The 22,183-nt window shown below is 43.8% G+C and carries 21 protein-coding genes; 20 read left to right on the plus strand and 1 reads right to left on the minus strand.

Features of this window, described 5'->3' with window-relative positions; translation table 11 throughout:
• Positions 1-4: 4 nt before the first annotated feature.
• The 18 genes from sufB (at position 5) to HF888_RS03125 (ending at position 18,610) form a co-directional block, all read left to right on the plus strand.
• The gene (sufB, locus tag HF888_RS03040; RefSeq protein WP_007016468.1) at positions 5-1,453 is read left to right on the plus strand and encodes a Fe-S cluster assembly protein SufB; all 1,449 of its coding nucleotides are present in this window, start codon (positions 5-7) and stop codon (positions 1,451-1,453) included.
• A gap of 95 nt (positions 1,454-1,548) precedes the next feature.
• Positions 1,549-2,298, plus strand: coding sequence for a Fe-S cluster assembly ATPase SufC (sufC, locus tag HF888_RS03045; RefSeq protein WP_007016467.1), 750 nt, complete (start codon positions 1,549-1,551; stop codon positions 2,296-2,298).
• A 2-nt stretch (positions 2,299-2,300) separates the two neighbouring features.
• Positions 2,301-3,656, plus strand: a complete 1,356-nt coding sequence (gene sufD, locus HF888_RS03050; RefSeq protein ID WP_007016466.1) for a Fe-S cluster assembly protein SufD — start codon at positions 2,301-2,303, stop codon at positions 3,654-3,656.
• Entirely contained in the window at positions 3,656-4,876 is a 1,221-nt protein-coding gene (locus tag HF888_RS03055; RefSeq protein ID WP_007016465.1) for an aminotransferase class V-fold PLP-dependent enzyme, read from the plus strand. The genes sufD and HF888_RS03055 overlap by 1 nt, the downstream gene beginning before the upstream one ends.
• Before the next feature lie 17 nt (positions 4,877-4,893).
• Entirely contained in the window at positions 4,894-5,250 is a 357-nt protein-coding gene (locus HF888_RS03060) for a HesB/IscA family protein (protein WP_007016464.1), read from the plus strand.
• A gap of 11 nt (positions 5,251-5,261) precedes the next feature.
• Complete coding sequence (sufT, locus tag HF888_RS03065; RefSeq protein ID WP_007016463.1) at positions 5,262-5,795, plus strand: putative Fe-S cluster assembly protein SufT; 534 nt, start codon at positions 5,262-5,264, stop codon at positions 5,793-5,795.
• Positions 5,796-6,067: 272 nt separating this feature from the next.
• Positions 6,068-7,804: an AMP-binding protein gene (locus tag HF888_RS03070; RefSeq protein ID WP_007016462.1), complete on the plus strand. Its 1,737-nt coding sequence runs from the start codon at positions 6,068-6,070 to the stop codon at positions 7,802-7,804.
• A 176-nt stretch (positions 7,805-7,980) separates the two neighbouring features.
• Complete coding sequence (trpB, locus tag HF888_RS03075) at positions 7,981-9,195, plus strand: tryptophan synthase subunit beta (RefSeq protein ID WP_007016461.1); 1,215 nt, start codon at positions 7,981-7,983, stop codon at positions 9,193-9,195.
• A 106-nt stretch (positions 9,196-9,301) separates the two neighbouring features.
• On the plus strand, positions 9,302-9,739 hold the full coding sequence (locus HF888_RS03080; RefSeq protein ID WP_007016460.1) for a SufE family protein: 438 nt from the start codon (positions 9,302-9,304) through the stop codon (positions 9,737-9,739).
• A 100-nt stretch (positions 9,740-9,839) separates the two neighbouring features.
• Entirely contained in the window at positions 9,840-10,265 is a 426-nt protein-coding gene (gene ndk, locus HF888_RS03085; protein WP_007016459.1) for a nucleoside-diphosphate kinase, read from the plus strand.
• A 140-nt stretch (positions 10,266-10,405) separates the two neighbouring features.
• Positions 10,406-11,542 (plus strand): dual-specificity RNA methyltransferase RlmN, encoded by a 1,137-nt coding sequence (rlmN, locus tag HF888_RS03090; RefSeq protein WP_007016458.1) that lies wholly within the window; start codon positions 10,406-10,408, stop codon positions 11,540-11,542.
• A gap of 16 nt (positions 11,543-11,558) precedes the next feature.
• Positions 11,559-12,329, plus strand: a complete 771-nt coding sequence (pilW, locus tag HF888_RS03095; RefSeq protein ID WP_007016457.1) for a type IV pilus biogenesis/stability protein PilW — start codon at positions 11,559-11,561, stop codon at positions 12,327-12,329.
• An 8-nt stretch (positions 12,330-12,337) separates the two neighbouring features.
• Positions 12,338-13,459 (plus strand): flavodoxin-dependent (E)-4-hydroxy-3-methylbut-2-enyl-diphosphate synthase, encoded by a 1,122-nt coding sequence (gene ispG, locus HF888_RS03100; protein ID WP_007016456.1) that lies wholly within the window; start codon positions 12,338-12,340, stop codon positions 13,457-13,459.
• Between the two features lie 26 nt (positions 13,460-13,485).
• Entirely contained in the window at positions 13,486-14,766 is a 1,281-nt protein-coding gene (gene hisS / locus HF888_RS03105; RefSeq protein WP_007016455.1) for a histidine--tRNA ligase, read from the plus strand.
• Positions 14,767-14,802: 36 nt separating this feature from the next.
• Positions 14,803-15,444: a YfgM family protein gene (locus HF888_RS03110; RefSeq protein WP_007016454.1), complete on the plus strand. Its 642-nt coding sequence runs from the start codon at positions 14,803-14,805 to the stop codon at positions 15,442-15,444.
• Positions 15,444-16,661 carry an outer membrane protein assembly factor BamB gene (gene bamB, locus HF888_RS03115; protein WP_007016453.1) on the plus strand — a complete coding sequence of 406 codons (1,218 nt, stop codon included), beginning with the start codon at positions 15,444-15,446 and terminating at the stop codon, positions 16,659-16,661. Before HF888_RS03110 ends, bamB begins: the two co-directional genes overlap by 1 nt.
• Before the next feature lie 93 nt (positions 16,662-16,754).
• Positions 16,755-18,203, plus strand: a complete 1,449-nt coding sequence (gene der, locus HF888_RS03120) for a ribosome biogenesis GTPase Der (RefSeq protein WP_007016452.1) — start codon at positions 16,755-16,757, stop codon at positions 18,201-18,203.
• Positions 18,203-18,610 (plus strand): group II truncated hemoglobin, encoded by a 408-nt coding sequence (locus HF888_RS03125; protein WP_007016451.1) that lies wholly within the window; start codon positions 18,203-18,205, stop codon positions 18,608-18,610. Before der ends, HF888_RS03125 begins: the two co-directional genes overlap by 1 nt.
• Here the strand turns inward: HF888_RS03125 and HF888_RS03130 are convergent, their stop codons facing one another.
• Positions 18,611-18,934 (minus strand): Rieske (2Fe-2S) protein, encoded by a 324-nt coding sequence (locus tag HF888_RS03130; RefSeq protein ID WP_007016450.1) that lies wholly within the window; start codon positions 18,932-18,934, stop codon positions 18,611-18,613.
• Positions 18,935-19,059: 125 nt separating this feature from the next.
• Here HF888_RS03130 and HF888_RS03135 point away from each other — a divergent pair, with 125 nt between their 5' ends.
• Positions 19,060-21,747 carry a PAS domain S-box protein gene (locus HF888_RS03135; protein ID WP_007016449.1) on the plus strand — a complete coding sequence of 896 codons (2,688 nt, stop codon included), beginning with the start codon at positions 19,060-19,062 and terminating at the stop codon, positions 21,745-21,747.
• The gene (locus HF888_RS03140) at positions 21,740-22,180 is read left to right on the plus strand and encodes a response regulator (protein WP_007016448.1); all 441 of its coding nucleotides are present in this window, start codon (positions 21,740-21,742) and stop codon (positions 22,178-22,180) included. The genes HF888_RS03135 and HF888_RS03140 overlap by 8 nt, the downstream gene beginning before the upstream one ends.
• Positions 22,181-22,183 lie beyond the last annotated feature (3 nt).

Below are 22,183 nucleotides of genomic sequence, written 5' to 3' on the forward strand. Positions count from 1 at the left end.
TTTGATGAGTGAAGAAATTAATCAGTACATTAAAAGTGAATACGAAGCTGGCTTCGTAACTGATATCGAAAGCGATACCTTGCCTCCTGGCTTAAACGAAGATGTGATTCGTTTTATCAGTGGCAAAAAGAACGAGCCAGAATGGTTACTGGAATGGCGTTTGAAAGCATTTGCTGCATGGCAGGAAATGCAAGAGCCAAATTGGGCTCACGTTACGTATCCAAAGCCAGACTTTCAGGCATTGTCTTATTACAGCTCGCCAAAGAGCATGGATGACGGCCCTAAGTCTTTGGATGAAGTGGACCCTGAATTGTTACGTACCTATGAAAAACTAGGTATTCCTTTGCATGAGCAAGAAATGCTGGCGGGTGTGAAAAACAATGTTGCCATGGACGTGGTATTCGATTCTGTTTCCGTTGCTACAACTTTTAAAGAAAAGTTGAAAGAAGCGGGCGTGATCTTCATGTCCATCAGTGAAGCGGTTCATCACCACCCTGAAATTGTGAAAAAGTATTTGGGCTCTGTGGTTCCGCAAAAAGATAACTTTTATGCCGCATTAAATAGTGCGGTATTCAGTGACGGTAGCTTTGTTTACATCCCTAAGGGTGTGCGCTGCCCCATGGAGTTATCCACTTACTTCCGTATCAATGAGCAAAATACAGGTCAGTTTGAGCGCACTTTGATTGTTGCTGATGAAGGCTCACACGTGAGCTACTTAGAAGGTTGTACTGCACCTATGCGTGATGAAAACCAATTGCACGCAGCTGTGGTTGAATTGGTGGCACTTGATAACGCAGAAATTAAATACAGTACGGTGCAAAACTGGTATCCAGGGGATAGCGAAGGTAAGGGTGGTATCTATAACTTTGTAACCAAACGTGCTGTTGCTCATACCAATGCCAAAGTATCTTGGACTCAAGTAGAAACCGGTTCAGCCGTAACCTGGAAATATCCTAGCTGTGTTCTCAAGGGGGATAATTCCATTGGTGAGTTCTACAGCGTGGCATTGACCAATAATTATCAGCAAGCCGATACCGGCACCAAGATGATTCACTTGGGTAAAAACACCAAGTCTACCATCATCTCCAAAGGTATCAGCGCTGGTAAAAGTCAAAATGCCTATCGCGGTTTGGTGCGCATGAACCCAACAGCTGAAGGCGCTCGTAATTTTACTCAGTGTGACTCGTTATTAATTGGGGATAAGTGCGGTGCACATACCTTCCCTTATATTGAAAGCAAGCATCCCAGCGCCGTGATCGAACATGAGGCAACAACCTCTACGGTGAGTGACGATCAAATGTTCTTATGTCAGCAACGCGGCATTGATCCAGAAAAAGCTGTTTCCATGATTGTGAATGGTTTTTGTAAGGAAGTATTCAAAGAACTGCCCATGGAGTTCGCGGTAGAAGCTGGCAAGTTATTAGAAGTATCACTAGAAGGTTCGGTTGGATAGCGCACACCACTAAACAGTGAGTATAGACACCTTCTTTTAGAAACAGAATCAAGAAATGTAGGAACGAGTCACGACTCGTTAATGGTTAAAACACTATGTTAAATATCAAAGATCTACACGCAAAAGTCGAAGAGAAAGATATCCTAAAAGGCTTAAACTTAGAGGTTAAGCCAGGTGAGGTGCATGCGATCATGGGCCCAAACGGTGCAGGTAAAAGTACCTTGGGTAATGTGCTTTCTGGTCGTGAAAACTATGAAGCCACATCAGGCACTGTCGACTTTGATGGCAAAGATCTACTGGACATGGACACCGAGGAACGCGCACGTGAAGGTCTGTTTTTAGCGTTCCAGTATCCTGTGGAAATTCCAGGTGTGAGCAACCTAGAGTTCTTGAAAGCGTCTGTTGATGCAGTTCGTGCCCATCGTGGTTTGGAGCCTTACGACAGTGTGACGTTTTTAAAGCTAGCCCGTGAAAAGTGCAAAGCAGTCGACTTGAATCAAAACTTTTTGAAGCGTGGTGTTAACGAAGGCTTCAGTGGCGGTGAAAAGAAACGCAACGAAATCATGCAAATGATGTTGCTTGAGCCCAAGCTTTGTATTTTGGATGAAACCGATTCAGGTTTGGATATCGATGCATTGCAAGTGGTTGCCAATGGTGTGAATTCTCAGCGTGATCCAAACCGTTCTTTTATCGTAGTAACCCACTATCAGCGCCTATTGGACTATATCGTACCTGACTATGTTCACGTACTGGCCGATGGCAAGATTGTTAAGTCTGGCGGTAAAGAGCTAGCTCTAGAGCTAGAAGAAAAAGGTTACGGTTGGATCGAAAACGGAGCGGCTTAATCATGGGTGAAGCCATTAACTTTTCTGATCAAGCCATTGCCCTAGCGCAGGCTTTGGCTGAAAAGAACGCGTCAGATAGCAAAGTATTCAAATCGATTAATGAAGCTGGCCTTGAACAGTTTAAGGCACTGCCATTTCCTACGCGAAAAACGGAAGCATGGAAATACACCAGCCTATTTGCATTAACGCAGCAAGACTATAATCATCCCGTACAGAATACTGATGTAACGGGTGTGGAAAGTTTTGAAATTCCTGAGCTTGATGTGCATCGCCTTGTATATGTGAACGGTGTTTATCAAGAATCCCTATCAGTCATTGATCAAGAGTCTGGCTTATCAGTTGTGCGTTTCAGCGACGCCGACGAATCACAAAAGAGCATCATTGCAGACAAGCTAGGTCAAACTGCAGAAACTGATCGTAACTTATTTACTGCCCTGAACAACGCGCAAGTCAATGATGGCGTATTAATTCATGTGGCAAAAGAGACTCAGGTAGAGAAACCGATTCAGCTTGTAAATATTACCACCCAGCAAGCACAGCCAGCTTCAGCCTTTGCTCGCCACTTAATTGTTCTTGAACGTCACGCCAATGTGAAAGTGATTGAGCAATTTATCTCATCGGACGATGAGCAAAATGTTCTACTGAATCAAACCAGTGAAGCGTACGTTGCCGATGGTGCCAAATTGGAACACTATCGTGTTCACACTGAGCATGAGTCTAGTCTTCACTTTGGCGGTATGTATGTGGATCTGCAGCGTGATAGTCAGTTCGAAAGCTATCAAATGCTGTTAGGCGGGAAGATTAAACGCTTTGACGTGCTAGTAAATCATAATCAACCCGGTAGTCACTGTGAAATGAAAGGTGTTTACCTGCCTAAAAACGATCAGCATGTGGATATTCATAGTTATATTGAGCACAAAGCGGCTCACTGTACGACGGATGAAGTGTATCGCGGTATCATGGCGGACAATTCTAAAGCGGTATTTAATGGCCGTATTCATATCCATCCTGATGCACAAAAAACCTTGGCTGAATTAAGCAATAAAAACTTATTGCTCAGTGACAAAGCACAGGTGAATACCAAGCCAGAACTGGAAATTTATGCGGACGATGTGCGCTGCGCCCATGGTGCGACGGTTGCACAGCTGGACGAAACGGCGAAGTTTTATCTACGTAGCCGAGGCATTAGCTCAAAAGAAGCGGACATCATGTTGAGCTTTGGTTTCATCAATGAATTGATCGATAGTATGCCGTTAGAAGCGCTGCGTGTTTTCTTGCGTCCACAGCTGGTGCATCAGTTCAGTGAAGATGAAGCATTAACGAGACATATCGTTTCTGCACAAGGGGCGGACCAATAATGGCGTTCAATGTAGAGCAGGTGAAGCAAGACTTTCCAATTCTTGATCAAGAGATTCAAGGGAAGCCACTTGTTTATTTAGATAATGGTGCAACAACGCAAAAACCTAAAGCGGTTTTGGATGCGTTGAAGCATTATTATGAGTTCGATAATTCTAATGTGCACCGTGGTGCTCATGCATTGAGTGATCGTGCCACTGTCGCGTTTGAAAATGCACGATCTACCGTACAGCAATTTATTAATGCCGAGCAAAGCAAAGAAATTATTTGGACGCGCGGCACCACAGAAAGCATCAATATTGTCGCGCAAAGTTACGGTACGGAATTCATAGACAAGGGTGACCAAATACTGGTTTCCGCCATGGAGCATCACGCTAATATCGTTCCTTGGCAAATGCTATGTGAACGCAAGGGAGCAGAGTTAAAAGTCATTCCAGTAAGTGAAAGCGGCGAGCTGGATATGGATGCTTATGCCGAGCTATTGAACGACAAGGTTAAGTTCGTTAGCTTGGTACATGTTAGTAATGCCTTGGGTACGGTGAATCCTGTAGCGGATGTGATTGAACAAGCCCACGCAGTTGGCGCTAAAGTATTGATTGATGGTGCGCAAGCGGTTGCTCATTTTCCAGTGGATGTACAAGCTCTCGATGCGGACTTCTATGTTTTCTCGGCGCATAAGTTGTTTGGGCCTACAGGAGTCGGTGTTCTTTATGGCAAAGAAGCACTACTAAATGCGATGCCACCGGTACAAGGTGGCGGTGAAATGATTGAGAAAGTCAGTTTCAATGGCACGACATTTCAAGGCTTGCCCTTTAAATTCGAAGCGGGCACCCCCAATATTGCAGGAGCCATTGGTTTAGCGGCCGCCATTGAATATGTGAATGGTTTAGATCGCGAAGCCATGCAAGCTCACGAAGACGATATTCTTGCTTATGCCCATGAAAAGGCTGAGCAATGTGAAGGGCTTAAATTGATTGGCACGGCTAAAAACAAAGCGGGTGTTTTGAGTTTTTTAATTGAAGGCACTCACCCTGCCGATGTGGGTATGTTGCTCGATCAGCAAGGTGTGGCCGTACGTACTGGCCATCACTGCGCCATGCCGATTATGGACCAGTATCAAATTCCCGGCACGGCACGAGCGTCTTTTTCGATCTACAATACACGCGCTGATGTGGACGCGTTATTCGCAGCCATCGAAAAAGTAAAAATGTTTTTACTTTAACTTTAGGAGGGTATGACATGTCAGAAGTTGGTAGTTTTTCTCCTGAAGATGTCACGGTTTCCATGACCGAAAAAGCGGTTCAATACGCACGCAAGCAACTGCAAAGCGCGAATGACCAATACATCGTATTGGGCGTGAAAAAAAGTGGTTGCAGCGGTTTCATGTACGACCTAAAACTCAAAGCCGAACTAGAGGGCAATGAAAAAGCCTTCTCGGTTGCTGACGATGTGACCTTGTATGTGACCTCAGAAGCACTGACTTATGTAAACGGCACGGAAATCGATTACACCACTGAAGGTTTGAATAGCAGTATGGTTTTCAAAAACCCCAATGCTAAAGACCAGTGTGGTTGTGGCGAATCTTTCAGTATTTAATCGAGACCATTATGGAAAAAAGAATGGTGGTGGCGCAGCAAGATGTTCCTGCGCGCCTAGTTCCTGTTGGCACCAAAATGACGATCCCTTCAGGCAGTTTCGTAACCCTAACGCAAGCTTTAGGTGGCAACTATACCGTGGTCTATAACGGTAACATGGCACGTGTAGACGGAACTGATGCCCATGCGCTAGGGCTGGAATCAGAACAGCTCCAATTTTCCCCAGCTGATGGCGATACGATTCGTGAAGACGATGTTTGGTATGCGCTGAAAACGGTTTTTGATCCAGAAATCCCCGTCAATCTTGTGGACTTAGGTCTGATTTATAATGTGGATATTGATCAAGCCAATAAGCAAGTGAAAATCGATATGACGCTAACGGCACCAGGCTGCGGTATGGGCCCAGTTTTAGTTGGGGATGTTGAGTATCGCGTTAAGCTGGTTCCGAATGTGGAAAATGTAGAAGTGGAACTGGTGTTTGATCCGCCTTGGCATCGCGACATGATGAGTGAAGAAGCTCAGCTTGAAACCGGTATGTTCTTCTAATTTTCAGTCAGAAAATCCGATTGTTTCATTCTGTGAATAAACTCATAGAGCCTGTTTATACTTATCCATAAGTCCACTTAATACCTCTATAAATACAGCCTCTAGTCACAAAATAAAGTGATTTAGGGGCTTTTTTTTATCCACACTTTACGCCATAGTTAGGCCTCACCATATCAACAATAAAAATAAATAACAGGTATAGTGGCCAGCCAAAAATAGAAAGTTTCTGAGCCTTACTATTTCTGTTGTTCTGATAATCGTTAGGAGGAACAATGGACGCATCATTTTGGGACGGTAAACGTGCACCGGGTGTCATCGATCAAATTGATTTAGATAAATACGATTCAGTGGTAGAGGTAATCGAGCATGCCTTTAAAGAGTATGCTGATCGTCCTGCTTTCACCAGTATCGGTCATACTGTAACGTATCGTCAGATTGACGAGTGGAGTGCGGCCTTTGCAAATTATTTGCAAAATCACACCAGTTTAAAGAAAGGCGATACTATTGCCATTCAAATGCCAAACACCTTGCAATACCCTGTTGTAATGTACGGTGCTCTGCGTGCAGGACTTCGTGTTACCAATACCAACCCTTTGTATACCGAACGTGAAATGCTTCACCAATTCAACGATTCAGAAGCTAAAGCTTTGGTGTGTATGGATGTGTTTGCTAAGAGTGTGCAAAACATCAAAGATCAAACGGGTTTAGAAACCATTATCGTAACCAGTCTTGCAGATATGTTACCTGGTCTTAAGCGCGTATTGATTAACTTTGCAGCCAAATACGTGAAGAAAATGGTGCCAAGTTATGATCTTCCCGGCGCCATACGTTTACGTAATGCGTTGAGTTTAGGTGCAGGTAAGAGCTTCAAGCCTGACCACATGGAAAATCCACAAGATACTATCATTTTGCAATATACCGGTGGCACTACTGGTGTAGCTAAAGGTGCGGAACTTACAAACCGTAACCTTGTAGCAAATATGCTTCAGTCTAAAAGTATGCTGCAGCAAGTAAATGAAAACGGCGAAAAGTTAAAGGGTAACGGTCAAGCCATCGCAGTAGCTCCACTTCCTTTGTATCACATCTATGCATTTACAGTGCACTTGATGGCTCTATTCGAACAGGGTGATCACAGTGTGCTTATTGCTAATCCGCGTGATACAGAAACCTTTATTAAATTCATTAGCCCATTCAAACTGAATGCGTTTGTGGGTTTGAATACACTTTTCGTTTCGCTAATGGCGAGCCCTAACTTTAAAAAGTTAGATTTCAGTGAGCTGAAGTTAACCCTTTCTGGTGGTACCGCATTGATGGACGATACTGCTAAGCGTTGGAAAGAACTAACAGGCAGTGGTATTTCAGAAGCGTATGGCTTAACCGAATGTTCACCTGCTGTAACTATGAACCCAGGTGGTGGTCTTGAGCGAATGGGCACTGTAGGTCAAGCTGTTCCAGCAACAGCACTTAAGTGTATTGATGATGAAGGTAATGAAGTAGCTATTGGTGAGCGTGGCGAGCTTTGTGTGAAAGGCCCTCAGGTTATGAAAGGTTATTGGAAACGCCCTGATGCGAGCAAGAGCGCTTTCACTGAAGATGGTGAATGGTTCCGTACTGGTGACGTCGCTATCATTGATGAAGATGGTTTCGTTAAAATCGTAGACCGCATTAAAGATATGATTCTTGTGAGTGGCTTCAATGTATTCCCTAATGAAATCGAAGCGGTAGTTTCTGAACACCCAGATGTAGACAACTGCGCAGTGATTGGTGTGCCCGATGATAAGTCAGGAGAAGCAGTTAAACTATACATCATGACTGAAAACAGCAATCTAACCGGCGACGATATGAAAGCGTGGCTAAAAGATAAACTCACAGGCTATAAAATGCCGCGTCATATTGAGTTCCGTGATGAACTGCCTATGACACCAGTGGGTAAAATTCTACGTCGCGAGCTAAAAGATGAGGAAGAGGCGAAACGCGCAAAAAAGCCTGAGTCTGAAAAGGTTGCTTAGTAACTAAGTAACTTGAGTAAGAATGCTAAGCCCCCTTTGGTATTGCCAACGGGGGTTTTGTTTTTTTAATCAGCTTCGTTGCGAATATTTGATTTAAGTTAAGGTATCTTGAGACAGCGAAGATTAAGCTGTGATTAGTAAAGCAAAGTGACATGAAGGGTTTGTAAGAGGTTATTATGGAAAACACATTTGAACATGACTTGCCAAATAAAGAAGGTTTTTTTGGTGAATACGGCGGTAGCTTTATCCCGCCCGAATTACAGGCGGTAATGGATGAGATCACGCAAGCCTATCTAGATATTCGTGAAGATCCAGATTTTCGTTCTGAGCTAGCAAGCTTATACAAACACTATGTGGGGAGGCCTAGCCCTTTATTTCATGCCAAACGTTTAAGTGAAGTTTATGGTGCTGATATATATTTGAAGCGCGAAGATTTGAATCATACAGGTGCTCACAAAATCAATCACTGCCTAGGTGAAGCGCTTCTTGCAAAAAAAATGGGCAAAAAGAAACTAATCGCGGAAACTGGTGCGGGACAGCACGGCGTTGCACTTGCAACTGCAGCTGCATTGGTCGGTATGGAGTGCGACATTTATATGGGGGAGGTCGATATTGCCAAAGAGCACCCCAATGTTGTGCGCATGAAGATACTCGGTGCCAATGTCATCGCTGCAACTCATGGTCGAAAAACATTGAAAGAAGCCGTGGATGCGGCTTTTGAAGCATATTTAAAAGATCCGGTGACACAGATTTATGCCATAGGGTCAGTAGTCGGCCCTCATCCATTTCCAATGATGGTGCGAGATTTTCAGTCCATTATTGGCAATGAGGCCAAGCAGCAGTTTCAAGAAATGACGGGTAGATTACCAGACAATCTAGTCGCTTGTGTTGGTGGTGGTTCCAATGCCATGGGCTTGTTTGATGCTTTTTTAGCGGAAGAGACAGTTGCAATGTGGGGTGTTGAGCCCGCAGGTCGCGATTTAACGCAAGATGGTGAACACGCAGCGACAATGACGAAAGGCCAGCCTGGTGTTATGCACGGATTTAATTCCTACATGTTAAAAGACGATCAAGGTGAACCCATGGAGGTATATTCCGTGGCCAGCGGACTCGATTACCCCTCTGTGGGTCCTCAGCATAGCTATTTGAAGGACATCGGACGAGTCAACTATGAGAGTATCAGCGATGAAGAGGCGATCAGTGCGTTTTTTGAATTGTCACGTCGTGAAGGCATTATTCCTGCAATCGAGTCAGCACATGCCGTAGCCTATGCGCTAAAATTGGCAGAGCAGCAAAAAGGATCGATTCTTGTCAACTTATCTGGTCGTGGTGATAAAGACATTGATTTTGTTGTTGAGCATTACGGGCAGCAATACGGAATTGAAGGTTAATTTGCCCATTATCCTAGCATTGAATTAATGGTTCATTGTGGCGGGTTTTGCATCCATCCCAGTGAACTCTTAAAATGCGCTCATATTACATAGTATGAGCGCGTATATGTCCGATCTAAAAAATAGCCCTTTCGGCACCGAAATCACCCCAGAAGAGATCATTGATACCCTCGGCTTTTTTGAGAGTTGGGAAGAGCGCTACAAGTACATCATTGATCTAGGGAAGCAGCTCCCAGATATGGATGACGCTCTTAAAACGGATGATCGTTTGATTCCGGGGTGCCAGAGCCAAGTTTGGATAGAGCCCCATTTTGAGGATGGAAAGCTCTATTTCGATGTGGCCAGTGATGCCTTCATCGTATCGGGTCTTTTGGCGGTGGTGATGGCTGCATACAATGGTAAGACACCTGCAGAGATTCAGGGCTTTGATATGGATGGCTTTTTCGCCGAGATCGACCTTGTGAAGCACCTAAGTCCTACCCGTGGTAATGGCCTTCGCAGCATGGTGGCGCGCATCAAAGCAGAGGCAAATGCGCGGGCTTAAATGCGCCATATTGACTAAACAATAACCAGTAGCATTTTCCAGTAAATGCCGTATAATCCGCGGCATTTCTACACACAACCCCAATTTTTGGAGATAAAGCATGGCCGTTGAGCGCACACTATCTATTGTTAAACCAGATGCTGTTGGCAAAAACGTTATCGGTGAAATCTACAGCCGTTTCGAGAAAGCTGGTTTGCAAATTGTTGCGGCTAAAATGATCAAAATGGACGAAGAAATGGCTGGCGGTTTCTACGCTGAGCACAAAGAGCGTCCTTTCTTTAAAGATCTAGTAGGTTTCATGACATCTGGCCCAGTTATGGTTCAGGTTCTTGAAGGCGAAGGTGCGGTTCTTAAAAACCGTGAATTGATGGGTGCAACTAACCCTCAAGAAGCTGACGCTGGCACTATCCGCGCAGACTTCGCAGAAAGCATTGACGCTAACGCGGTTCACGGTTCTGATTCAACTGAATCTGCTGCTCGTGAAGTTAGCTACTTCTTCAACGAAGAAGAAATCTGCCCACGCTAATACAGCTTGGTAGATTCCTAACCGGTGCCGCGACAAAATGCGGTATGGGTTAAAAAGGGGCGGCACGCAAGGATAGAGCATTTATCCATTGCTTCCGCCCTTTTTACGTATTAAAGAACAGGTTTTGTAACAGGTGATGTATGAGTGAACAGCAAGAAAAGGTCAATCTATTGGGGTTGAGCCCAAAAAAGATGAAAGACTTTTTTGTGGAATTGGGTGAAAAACCCTTCCGAGCTCAACAGATCCTAAAGTGGATTCACCAAGTAGGAATCGATAACTTTGACGACATGACCAATGTTAGTAAAGTCATGCGTGAAAAATTAAAAGACGTTGCTACCGTTCAGTACCCAGAAGTGGTGTTTCACGATATTTCTAAAGATGGCACTAAAAAATGGGTTATGCGCATGCCGGGAGGCTCCAGCGTAGAAACCGTTTATATTCCAGAAGGCGACCGCGGTACCCTTTGTGTATCCTCGCAAATTGGCTGCTCCTTAGACTGCAGTTTTTGCTCAACCGGCAAACAGGGTTTTAACCGTGATTTATCCGTGGCAGAAATTATTGGCCAGGTTTATGTGGCAGCTAAGAGTTTTGACAAGCCCGGCGAAAAGCGTGAGCGCAAAATCACTAACGTTGTGATGATGGGCATGGGCGAGCCGCTCATGAATTTTGATAATGTAGTTGATGCCATGGATTTGATGATGGACGACTTTTGCTATGGCTTGTCTAAACGTCGAGTGACATTGAGTACATCGGGAGTTGTGCCTAAGTTATACGATCTAGCTGACGTCTCTGACGTCTCCTTGGCAGTTTCATTACATGCGCCAAACGATGAATTACGCAACGAGCTTGTTCCGATTAATAAGAAATATCCAATCAAAGACCTAATGGCTGCATGCAATCACTATATGGGATCCCTGTCTGATCGCCGTAAGCTAACGGTCGAATATACGTTGATCAACAAGGTGAATGACGAACTAGAGCATGCGCAGCAATTAGCCAAGTTGTTAAAAGATACACCTTGTAAGATCAATTTGATTCCATTCAATCCGTTTCCTAACTCAGGTTATGAACGCCCAAGCAATAATAGGGTCTATAAATTCCGAGACTATTTGCACTCGCAAGGCTTTATCGTCACTATTCGTACTACTCGTGGGGACGATATTGATGCGGCGTGCGGCCAGTTGGTGGGTAAAGTGGAAGATCGCACCCGTCGTAGCGAGCGCTATATAAAAATGCGTCAAATTGACGATGCTGTAAGTCAGCATCCGCAATCATAGAGAACAGCATAACAGAATGAAAATAATTCAAATACTTGGTCTTACTGGGGTTTTATTATTGAGCGGTTGTGTCACCGTCACTGATAGTCGTTTTACTAAAAAAGCGGATCCCGATAAAGCGGCGGAAACCTATGTAGCATTGGGCGTGGGTTATATTCAATCTGGCAACTTACCTATGGCTCGAACAAAAATCGAACGAGCACTTGAGATTAACGATGATTACGCTGCTGCTCATAGTGCTATGGGGTTGTACTGGATGAATCGTGGTGAGCCAGAGCTTGCACAACAGAAATTCCAGACTGCGTTGGATATTGATGATGATCATAGCCCAAGCAATTACCATTATGGTCGTTTTTTGTTATTGCAGAAAAATGATCCTGCTGCGTGTGAATATTTGGCTAAAGCAGCCAAGGATGTAGACTATGAAGCGCGCATCATTGCGTATGAGGACTTGGGTGTTTGTCATTATCGCTTTGATCAGCAAAGACTTGCAATTGATGCGTTTGAGCGCGCTTGGACGATAAATAGTGATAGTACAGTCGCCTGTCTTAACTTGGCCGGCATCTATATGGAGCGGAATCGTTTAGATTTAGCGACTCGTTGGTTTCAGCGTTTCGAGCGAATCATCCAAGACAATGGCGTACAGCATAACGCAGAAAGTCTTTATCTAGGGGCACGCATTGGTAAAGCAAGTGGTGATAAAAACGCCCAAGCCAGCTATGCCTTTAAGTTACGTAAGCGTTTCCCCAATTCAGAAGAATATCAGAGCTATCGCTCTGGGAAGTAAAGCAGATTATGAACAAGCAAGGTATCTCTCCGATTAAGCGTCGTAAATCCCGTCAAATTATGGTGGGTAATGTTCCTGTTGGCGGTGATGCACCGATAGCCGTGCAAAGCATGACCAACACCGATACCTGTGATGTGGCCGCAACCGTAGCGCAAATTAAGGCATTAGAAGACGTGGGTGCCGATATCGTTCGGGTCAGCGTACCAACTATGGATGCAGCCGAAGCGTTCGGGCAAATTCGTAAGCAAGTGAATGTGCCTTTGGTGAGCGACATCCATTTTGATTATAAAATAGCCTTGCGCGTGGCTGAATTGGGTGTTGATTGCTTGCGCATCAATCCAGGTAACATTGGACGCGAAGATCGTGTAAGAGCAGTAGTTGATGCCGCAAAAGATAAAGGCATTCCTATTCGCATTGGTGTGAATGCAGGTTCTTTAGAAAAAGACTTGCAAAAGAAATATGGCGAACCTACACCCGAGGCATTGGTGGAAAGTGCTATGCGCCATATTGACATTCTCGATAAGCTAAACTTCCCAGATTTCAAATTAAGCCTCAAGGCAAGCGATGTCTTTATGACCGTTGCGGCTTATCGACAGATCGCTTCACAAATCGAACAGCCATTGCATTTGGGTATTACCGAGGCCGGTGGTTTACGTAGTGGTACTGTGAAAAGCTCTGTAGGTCTTGGTATGTTATTGATGGATGGTATTGGTGATACTTTACGTGTATCGCTTGCAGCCGATCCAGTAGAAGAGATTAAAGTAGGCTTTGATATTTTGAAAAGTCTCAAGTTGCGTAATAAAGGCATTAACTTTATTGCGTGTCCAAGTTGTTCTCGCCAGAACTTCGATGTGGTGAAAACCATGAATGAATTAGAGTCGCGCGTCGAAGATATTCTCACACCTTTGGATGTGTCGGTTATTGGTTGTGTAGTGAATGGCCCAGGTGAAGCGAAAGAAACCGATCTTGGTTTGACAGGCGGTTCTCCTAATAACTTGGTTTATGAGAATGGAAAGCCGTCAAGCAAACTGGGCAATGAAAACCTAGTTGACGAATTGGAAGCTATGATTCGACGCAAAGTGGCTGAAAAGCAAGCAGAAGAAGAGAAGTTAATCGCGAAAAGCGAATAATTACGATTACAAGCAAGGATAATACATTGGCAAAAGCGAGTATTCAGGCCATCCGTGGCATGAACGATATTCTTCCAGGTGAATCGCAAGTATGGCGTTACTTTGAGAGTACAGTTAAATCAGTGCTTGACGGTTTTGGTTATCAGGAAATACGTACGCCTGTGGTAGAACAGACACATTTGTTTAAACGCTCTATCGGTGAAGTTACAGATATTGTAGAAAAAGAAATGTATACCTTTGATGACCGCAATGGTGAAAGCTTAACCTTGCGTCCAGAAGGAACAGCCAGCTGTGTACGTGCCTGCGAACAGCATCAATTGATTGCCAACAATCAACGTCAGCGTCTTTGGTACATGGGCCCAATGTTTCGTTACGAGCGTCCACAAAAAGGTCGATACCGTCAGTTCCATCAAATTGGTGTAGAAACGTTTGGTATGGCTGACCCGGCGATTGATGCTGAATTAATTGTGATGACGCATCAGCTCTGGAAAAAATTGGGCATTCGCGACAAAGTAGAGCTTGAGCTGAATACCATTGGTAGTAATGAAGCTCGAGCTAATTACAAAGCGGCATTGGTTGATTATTTGAGCGGCGTGAAAGATCAGTTGGATGAGGATTCTCAGCGTCGATTGGACACTAACCCTTTGCGTATTCTTGATAGTAAAGATCAGAATACGCAGTCGCTTTTAAATGATGCTCCAAACTTCCATGATTACCTTGATGAAGAATCTGAAGCGCATTTTGCTGAGCTAAAGGCACTTTTGGATGAAGTGGGTATCGAATACAAAGTGAACCCTAGACTAGTTCGCGGTTTGGACTATTACAGTAAGACAGTATTCGAATGGATCACCTCTGAGCTTGGTGCGCAAGGCACAGTATGCGCAGGTGGTCGCTATGATGGACTGGTAGAGCAGCTAGGTGGTAAAGCAACGCCGGCTGTAGGATTTGCCATGGGTATGGAGCGTTTGATTCTGTTACTGGAGTCTCTGAATGTGATTCCAGATCAGGTTAAAAGCAACATCGATGTTTATCTAGTTTCTATGGGCAATGTTACCACTGCGGCGATGGCCTTGGCAGCTCAGTTGCGCGAAGCTGTTCCTAAATTGCGTTTACAAATGCACATTGGCGGTGGCAATTTCAAGAAACAAATGAAAAAAGCCGATGAAAGCGGCGCTCGTTTTGCTCTGATTTTAGGTGAAGACGAAGTGAAAGCAGGTCAGGCCAGTATCAAGTCTTTAAGAGATAGTGCTGAGCAAATGACACTTAATAACGATGAATTAGCGAATTGGTTACAGCAACAGCTTTAATTAACAGCAATAAGAATAACAAGTGGGGATTCTATTATGACTGAGATGCGTACTGAAGAAGAACAGATTGAAGCCATCAAGAATTGGTGGAAAGAAAACGGCATGCAAACGATTGCAGCTGTTGTGATTGTTGCTGGTGGTTGGTTTGGTTATCAAGGTTGGCAAAGTCAAAAGCAAGATGCAGGCGAAGGGGCATCAGCTGTCTATCAACAAGTGCTGGAATTGAGTGGTAGTGAACAAGAACAAGATCTTGCACAACGTGGTTTATTGTTGGATCAACTAAAAACGGATTTTAGCAGTACGGTTTATGCTAGCTATGCAGCATTGTTCAAAGCCAAAGATGCTGTGAATGCTGGCAACTTAGAAGAAGCCGTGACTGAACTGGAGTTTGCAAAACAAAACGCGACGACAGAAGAATTAAGTCATCTCGCCACCATTCGTTTGGCGCGTGTAAAAATAGCCCAGCAAGCCTATGATGAAGCACTGTCTTTGCTTGCTGTTGAAACCATGGGTGCATTTGAAGGTCAATACTTGGAAGTAAAGGGCGACGCTTTGAAAGCAAAAGGCGAAGTTGATGCAGCCCGAGATGCTTATAGTCAAGCGGTTGCGGCTAATCAACGAGATGGTGCCAATAATCCAATTGTAGAAATGAAGTTAGACGATTTGGCGGTTAACTAATGCGAATATTGTTTTTGTTATTACTGTCGGGCTTGGTGGCTTGCTCTAGTAACGACACTCAACCAGAAGAAGAAAGCAAAGGCCCTGTGGGGCTTTCTGGCTTTGACGAAGAATTTGATGTTAGCGTTGAGTGGAGACGTCAGGTGGGTGTTGGTCAAGGCGGTAGCCAAGGACAATTCGTGCCCGCTATTCAAAATGACCGCTTATGGATTGCTGATTCAGAAGGTGTAATTGAATCAATAGCTATCGAGTCGGGAGCCAGACTCTGGCGGGTTAACTTAGAAGAAAGCTTAACCATGGGCGTTTATCTTCACGATCAATCTCTGCTGCTAGCGACAGCGAACGGAGAACTGATTTCTCTGAGCATAGAAGATGGTAGTGAAAATTGGCGCAAAGATTTGAGTAGTGAAATTGTTGCTTTACCAGCAGCCAATGATCAGCATATCGCGTTGCAATCAGTGGACGGTAATTTACATTTATTAAATGCCCAGTCGGGTAAGCGTCTGTGGAGCTACAACAGTAACCTTCCTAATTTATCGCTACGTGGAACCAGCAGTCCTGTTATTACAGGCGACAAAGTTATCGCTGGCTTTGCTAGTGGTAAAGTAGTTGCCGTCAGTCGCAGCGAGGGCCGTGTATTATGGCAAGAGCGCGTTGGTATTCCAGCCGGTCGTAGTGAGCTCGAGCGACTTGTCGATGTAGATGGACGTATTTTGATTGAGGACGATATTGTCTACGCTGTTGGTTATCAGGGGCATGCGGTAGCACTAGACTTAAATAGTGGTAAAGCCATGTGGAAACGTGAAGCTTCCTCATACCATGGCGCACTAACCGGTTTAGGAAATCTCTATATCATTGCCGAAGATGATCGAATCATCGCGATTGATGAACGAACCACTAACGATGTCTGGATTCAGCCAGATTTAATAGGTCGTCAATTAACACAACCAGTGATGGTTAAGGATCAAATAGCGATCGCCGACTACGAGGGCTATGTGCATCTGGTAAAACAGCTTGATGGCACCATCGTTGGTCGCACCCACGTTGTGCGAGTACCGACGGACTGGGTGCGCACAGGCAGTTACAATATGAAGCACCCATCACGGCATTTTTCAAAAGAGAAAAACATTCCAGCTCGCTTAACCGTAGCTGGTGATACCTTGATTGCTTATAGCCAGTCTGGCTTGTTAAGCGCAATTACGGTGGAAAATAACTAGTCATCTCGACAAAGCACAGAAGCATAAGAGGCTTCTGTGCTATCATGCTTGCAATGCCCCGAAAAAACATCAAATCCTAGAGAAACCGCATTAATGAATCCTGTAATCGCATTAGTTGGTCGTCCCAATGTTGGGAAATCCACATTATTTAACCGTTTGACTCGCACACGGGATGCGCTTGTGGCTGATTTAGCGGGTCTTACCCGTGACCGTAAGTTCGGTGCGGGAAAGGTGGGGGAGCGAGACTATATCGTCGTAGACACAGGCGGTATTAGTGGCATGGAACAGGGCTTGGACGCGAAAATGGCGGAACAAAGCTTTCAAGCCATGGATGAGGCCGATATCGTTTTATTCTTGGTAGATGCCCGTGCGGGGTTAACCAGCGCAGATAAAATGATTGCACAACATCTGCGTGCGACTGAAAAGAAGACTTATGTGGTGGTCAATAAGATTGACGGTTTGAACCCAGATGTAGCTACCAGTGAGTTTTATGAGTTGGGTTTGGGCGAACTGCAGACGATTGCCGCTACTCATAACCGCGGCATTAATGTTCTTATGGATCATGTGCTGAATGAGCTGCCCCCAGAGTTCCAAATAGACGAAGATGCTGACGAGGAAGATGAAAGCGAGAAAGGTGTTCGCATCTCTGTAGTGGGGCGCCCGAATGTCGGCAAGTCAACTCTAGTAAACCGAATGTTAGGTGAAGATCGTGTAGTGGTTTACGACCATCCTGGTACTACTATGGATAGTATCGAGATCCCCTATGAACGCAATGAAAAACCCTATACGCTCATTGATACTGCGGGTGTGCGCCGTCGCAAGAATATTAAAGAGGCTGCAGAAAAGTTCTCTATCGTTAAAGCATTGCAAGCGATTCAAGACGCGAACGTTTGTATTGTTGTTATTGATGCGCGAGAGGGGATTGTTGAGCAAGACCTCACCATGCTGAGCTTTGTTTTGAATTCTGGTAAAGGCCTAGTAATCGCCCTAAATAAATGGGATGGCATGGACATTGAGCAAAAAGACTTTGTTAAAAAAGAACTTGAGCGTCGCTTAAGCTTTGTTGATTGGGCCGATATGCATTTCATCAGTGCCAAACATGGTACCGGAGTTGGTCACTTGTACGAAAGTGTTGATGAAGCATACAAGAGCGCCTACATGAACCTCTCTACTTCTCAATTGACACGTATATTAGAAGATGCGGTGATGGATCATCAGCCGCCTTTGGTGGGAGGACGTCGTATCAAGCTGCGCTATGCTCACCAGGGTGGAATGAATCCTCCAGTTATTGTCGTGCATGGTAATAAAACCGCTTCGTTGCCTGATAGCTATAAGCGATATCTGGCGAACACTTTCCGTAAAGTACTAAATATTAGCGGCACTCCGATTCGTTTTGAGTTTAGGTCCGGTGAAAACCCTTATGCGGATCAAAAGGAAGATAAACTATTCAATCGATCTAAACGCAAAGAAACCGCCGAGCAAACTGCAAGTATTCGCCAAGCGAAGAAAGACAAGCTCCGCAAAAAGTCGAAAAAACGTTAATGACATTGCCAAAAGCACAATATGGCCAAGGAGATGCAACCTATCAAGCTGCGGGTAAGTTCGAGGGTATTCTTAAACTGGTCGTCGCATTTTATGGCTACATGGATACCCTGCCAGAAGCTCAACACATCCGCGCTATGCATCCTAAGGATTTGGAGTTGAGTATAGATAAACTGGCCTGCTTTTTAAGCGGCTGGATGGGCGGTCCTCGCTTGTACCGAGAGAAATACGGCGTTATTGCCATCCCTAGTGCTCATAGTCATCTCAATATCGGCTCAGCAGAACGTGATGCTTGGTTAATGTGTATGGAAAAGGCATTAGCGGACCAAGATTACTCAACAGACCTGCAAGGCTACTTGCTCAAACAACTGGCAGTGCCCGCCGAGCGTTGCCGTAACCTAGACTAGTTATTCTACAATCATATAGATATTTCCGTCTTCAATCATAATAGGAATACTCGTCAGGAATTGCTCTGCGCATGGCCCACTGACACAGAGTCCGTCTTCTATCCTAAACAATGCTCCATGCATGCTGCAGTTGATAAGGCTATTGCTCGTATCTAAAAATTGGTCAGGGATCATTTCAAGCTGGATTCCCAAGTGAGGGCAGCTGTTGTGGTAGGCATATAGTTCGCCATACTTGCGAACAATGAAATACGGATTGCTGTCTATCGTAAACCCTTTGCTCTCTCCTTCCTTTAAATCCTCTAAAGAACAGATAAATTGACCCATAAATCGCCTGTTTAATGATTGCACACTGGAAAATTTGTGCCATATTTAATCTGTTAGCTAGCGGTTCAGTCAACTTTTACGTTAGTTTTACTTTCCTTACTCTTTGAAACAGGAAAGGACCTCCCATGTTTGAAGATGCATCTAATGCACTGTTTAACAGTAATTATATGCCCCATGGCATGTGCTATGCGTGGGAGCCTGGTATATTGTGGACGTCGGTTATCTCAGACTTAGTGATTGCGACGGCCTATTTCTCCATCCCTTTTGCCATCCTGTTCCTTGTTCAGAAGCGTAAAATTAACAAACACCTTCATTTATACTGGCTGTTTGCCGCTTTCATTTTTCTCTGCGGCCTGACGCATCTCTATGGCATTTATGTGGTTTGGGAGGGCAGTTATGGCCCGCAAAGCTTGCTCAAGGCATTAACTGCGATTGTGAGTCTAGCAACAGCGGTTATGGTCTACCGCTATTTACCGATTGCTTTGACGATTCCCAGCAAAGATGAGTTGGATAGTGCGATGGTGCAGGCTGCTCAGAATAAGTTATTCAAGGATGTGATTGAGCAATCTCCCATTGGTCTAATGTTGGTAGATAAGCAATTTAAAATGACGGTGGTGAATCACCACTTAGCGAGTTTGTTCGGATATCGAGTGGAAGAGTTAGAAGGGAAACCTGTGAATCTTCTAGTGGATAATGCCTTTGCCGAAACTCATACAGCGTTGATGCAAAATTATTCGAAAAAGCCTGAAAGCTCTCACAGTATGGCATATGGTAGGACGATCTATGGCTATTCCAAGGATAAGCGTCACATTCCTATTGAGATCAGCTTAACACCTCAAAAATACAATAACGAGTCTCACATTTTTGTGAGTGTATTTGATGTCAAAGAGAAAACGAAGAACAAAGAACTCGCTTATCAAGCGATGGCTCGAACTCAAAGGATCGCGGAAGCAACCCACGATGGTCTGTGGGAATGGAATCTTGTTACCGATGAAGTTTGGATGTCAGATCGCCAGAAAGAAATGATCGGGTTGAATGCGGATCAAGGAGCCAGATTTGAAGATTGGTTCGAGCATGTGCACCCAGATTATCGAGATATCGTTTTATCACATATACGCGCCAATCAAGATGAAGGAAAAGAATTCCAAGTCGATTATTTGGGTAGAACGCAAATAGGTGGCTACCAATGGTTTAGAGCTAGAGGTGATTCGCTATTTAATAGTGACGGTAAAGCTATTTTGATGAGTGGAGCGCTAACCAATATCGATACGATTAAGCGTTTTGAGCTTAACGCAGTGAAACGTTCTAAAACTCTGGAAAAAGTACTCGATAAGACGATTTGTGGTGTCTACATCTTTAACCTGAAAGAACATAAAACAACCTATATAAATCATGAATATAGCTATTTAACTGGCTATCAATTAAGTCATCTTCAATTGATGGACTTAGAAGATAACGGTAATGGCTTGATTCATCCAGACGATTTAGAACGATTCACGACACATTTTAAAGATATTGTTTCCAACCCTGACTATAGCAAGGTTTTATTGTATCGCTTCAAGCATGCTAATGGGAACTGGATTTGGTGCTTATCAAAAGATTCGATATTAAGTCGATACAGCAGCGGAAAACCAAAAGAGTTGATGGGTACTTTCATCGATGTAACGGAGTTGAAAGAGTCAGAAGAGACTCAGAGACGCTTGCGCAAAGATTTTGAAAATACGTTTGATCAAGCAGCTGTTGGCATTTGCCATATTTCTTTAGATGGAAGATTTATTAAAGCAAATGAAAAGATATCTGAAATACTTGGGTACCCAAGTGAACAGCTACACGCAATGAGATTTCAAGATATTACCCACCCTCTTGATTTAAACGATGACTTGCAACATCTCAATCAGTTGTTAAGTGGAGAAATAGACTTTTATGCGATTGAGAAACGCTATATCCATTCAAACCAGAGATATGTATGGGCGAGGCTTACAGTGTCTTTAGTGCGAGATGGACATAATGAACCAGAGTACTTTATTTCGGTAATTGAGGATATTAGTCATAGGAAGCAGTTAGAAGAGAGTCTAATTCGATTAAATAAAGATCTTAAGCGCTCAAATGATCAGCTTACTCGTTTTGCTTACTCTGCGTCTCATGATATGCAAGAGCCGTTACGTAAAATTACTTCATTTTCATCTAGCCTCTATGAAAGACTATCTGCAGAGCAGTTAGATGATACGTCCCGATTCGAGTTAGATCGCTTGATCAGTGCATCAATGAGAATGCGCGATATGATTTCGAGATTATTAGAGCTATCTCGTAGCAGTAATATCGCTTTGAAACTAGAGGATGTATTGCTATCTGAAGTCCTTCAAGATGCTAAAGAACAGCTTTCAATGTTATTTAAAGATCACCCAGTCTCGTTTATTGTTAACTCTGATGGTGCATTATATTGTGATAAGCAGGTCATGAGTACTGTGCTTCAAAATTTAATTAAAAATTCTGTTAAATACCAGCATGAGAGCCGGCCATTAGAAATTGAGATTAATTGTGAGCAGGAAGGTGGTTATAGCATTATCGAATTTTCTGATAATGGGATTGGTTTTGATAATAAGTATAAGAATAAAATCTTTGAACCATTTAAGCGTTTAGTCAACCACTCTGAGATTGAAGGTACTGGTATGGGGTTGGCGATTTGCAATCAATTGGTTCATATTCATGGAGGTCAGATGCGTGCTGAGGGTATGGAGGGACAGGGGTCTGTTTTCTTTATCCAGTTGCCCATTAACGTTTTAGAAATTAATTTTGGGGAGCAGAATGGCTAACAGATTTCCACATATAGTCATGATTGATGATGACGAAGATGATCAATATTTTTTCAGGGAGCATTTTAAAAGTTGCGATGATCATCTTTGTTTTGAAGGCTTCATTGGTGGAGAAGCGTTCTTTGATTTCTTTGATAACCAAGAATTAGAAGAGGATCAATTACCGAATTTGATTCTTCTTGATCTAAACATTCCTAAAGATGATGGCATCGATATTCTTATGCGCTTGAAGAATAATGCAACGTTAAAGCTTATCCCAGTTTTAGTTTTGACAACGTCTTCAAGTCCCTTGGATATTGAAGATTGTTATAATTTGGGAGTTCATTCGTATTTTGTTAAACCCATGTCTTTGCAGGAAACAAAAGAGTTAGTTTCTGTTATTTATGAGTATTGGTTCAATCAAAACATTATATCAAGGTTGAAAACAGGTTAAGTG

Source organism: Bermanella marisrubri (genome assembly GCF_012295615.1).
GTDB classification, from domain to species: domain Bacteria; phylum Pseudomonadota; class Gammaproteobacteria; order Pseudomonadales; family Oceanobacteraceae; genus Bermanella; species Bermanella marisrubri.

Bases quoted from the DNA above. Each gene is read 5' to 3' on its own strand.
- HF888_RS03125 (WP_007016451.1), top strand. From the start codon at position 18,203: ATGACATTGCCAAAAGCACAATATGGCCAAGGAGATGCAACCTATCAA.
- trpB (WP_007016461.1), top strand. From the start codon at position 7,981: ATGGAAAACACATTTGAACATGACTTGCCAAATAAAGAAGGTTTTTTT.
- sufD (WP_007016466.1), top strand. From the start codon at position 2,301: ATGGGTGAAGCCATTAACTTTTCTGATCAAGCCATTGCCCTAGCGCAG.
- sufT (WP_007016463.1), top strand. From the start codon at position 5,262: ATGGAAAAAAGAATGGTGGTGGCGCAGCAAGATGTTCCTGCGCGCCTA.
- HF888_RS03135 (WP_007016449.1), top strand. From the start codon at position 19,060: ATGTTTGAAGATGCATCTAATGCACTGTTTAACAGTAATTATATGCCC.
- der (WP_007016452.1), top strand. From the start codon at position 16,755: ATGAATCCTGTAATCGCATTAGTTGGTCGTCCCAATGTTGGGAAATCC.
- HF888_RS03130 (WP_007016450.1), bottom strand. From the start codon at position 18,934: ATGGGTCAATTTATCTGTTCTTTAGAGGATTTAAAGGAAGGAGAGAGC.
- rlmN (WP_007016458.1), top strand. From the start codon at position 10,406: ATGAGTGAACAGCAAGAAAAGGTCAATCTATTGGGGTTGAGCCCAAAA.
- bamB (WP_007016453.1), top strand. From the start codon at position 15,444: ATGCGAATATTGTTTTTGTTATTACTGTCGGGCTTGGTGGCTTGCTCT.
- ndk (WP_007016459.1), top strand. From the start codon at position 9,840: ATGGCCGTTGAGCGCACACTATCTATTGTTAAACCAGATGCTGTTGGC.
- HF888_RS03140 (WP_007016448.1), top strand. From the start codon at position 21,740: ATGGCTAACAGATTTCCACATATAGTCATGATTGATGATGACGAAGAT.
- pilW (WP_007016457.1), top strand. From the start codon at position 11,559: ATGAAAATAATTCAAATACTTGGTCTTACTGGGGTTTTATTATTGAGC.
- HF888_RS03055 (WP_007016465.1), top strand. From the start codon at position 3,656: ATGGCGTTCAATGTAGAGCAGGTGAAGCAAGACTTTCCAATTCTTGAT.
- ispG (WP_007016456.1), top strand. From the start codon at position 12,338: ATGAACAAGCAAGGTATCTCTCCGATTAAGCGTCGTAAATCCCGTCAA.
- HF888_RS03080 (WP_007016460.1), top strand. From the start codon at position 9,302: ATGTCCGATCTAAAAAATAGCCCTTTCGGCACCGAAATCACCCCAGAA.
- sufB (WP_007016468.1), top strand. From the start codon at position 5: ATGAGTGAAGAAATTAATCAGTACATTAAAAGTGAATACGAAGCTGGC.
- sufC (WP_007016467.1), top strand. From the start codon at position 1,549: ATGTTAAATATCAAAGATCTACACGCAAAAGTCGAAGAGAAAGATATC.
- HF888_RS03110 (WP_007016454.1), top strand. From the start codon at position 14,803: ATGACTGAGATGCGTACTGAAGAAGAACAGATTGAAGCCATCAAGAAT.
- HF888_RS03070 (WP_007016462.1), top strand. From the start codon at position 6,068: ATGGACGCATCATTTTGGGACGGTAAACGTGCACCGGGTGTCATCGAT.
- HF888_RS03060 (WP_007016464.1), top strand. From the start codon at position 4,894: ATGTCAGAAGTTGGTAGTTTTTCTCCTGAAGATGTCACGGTTTCCATG.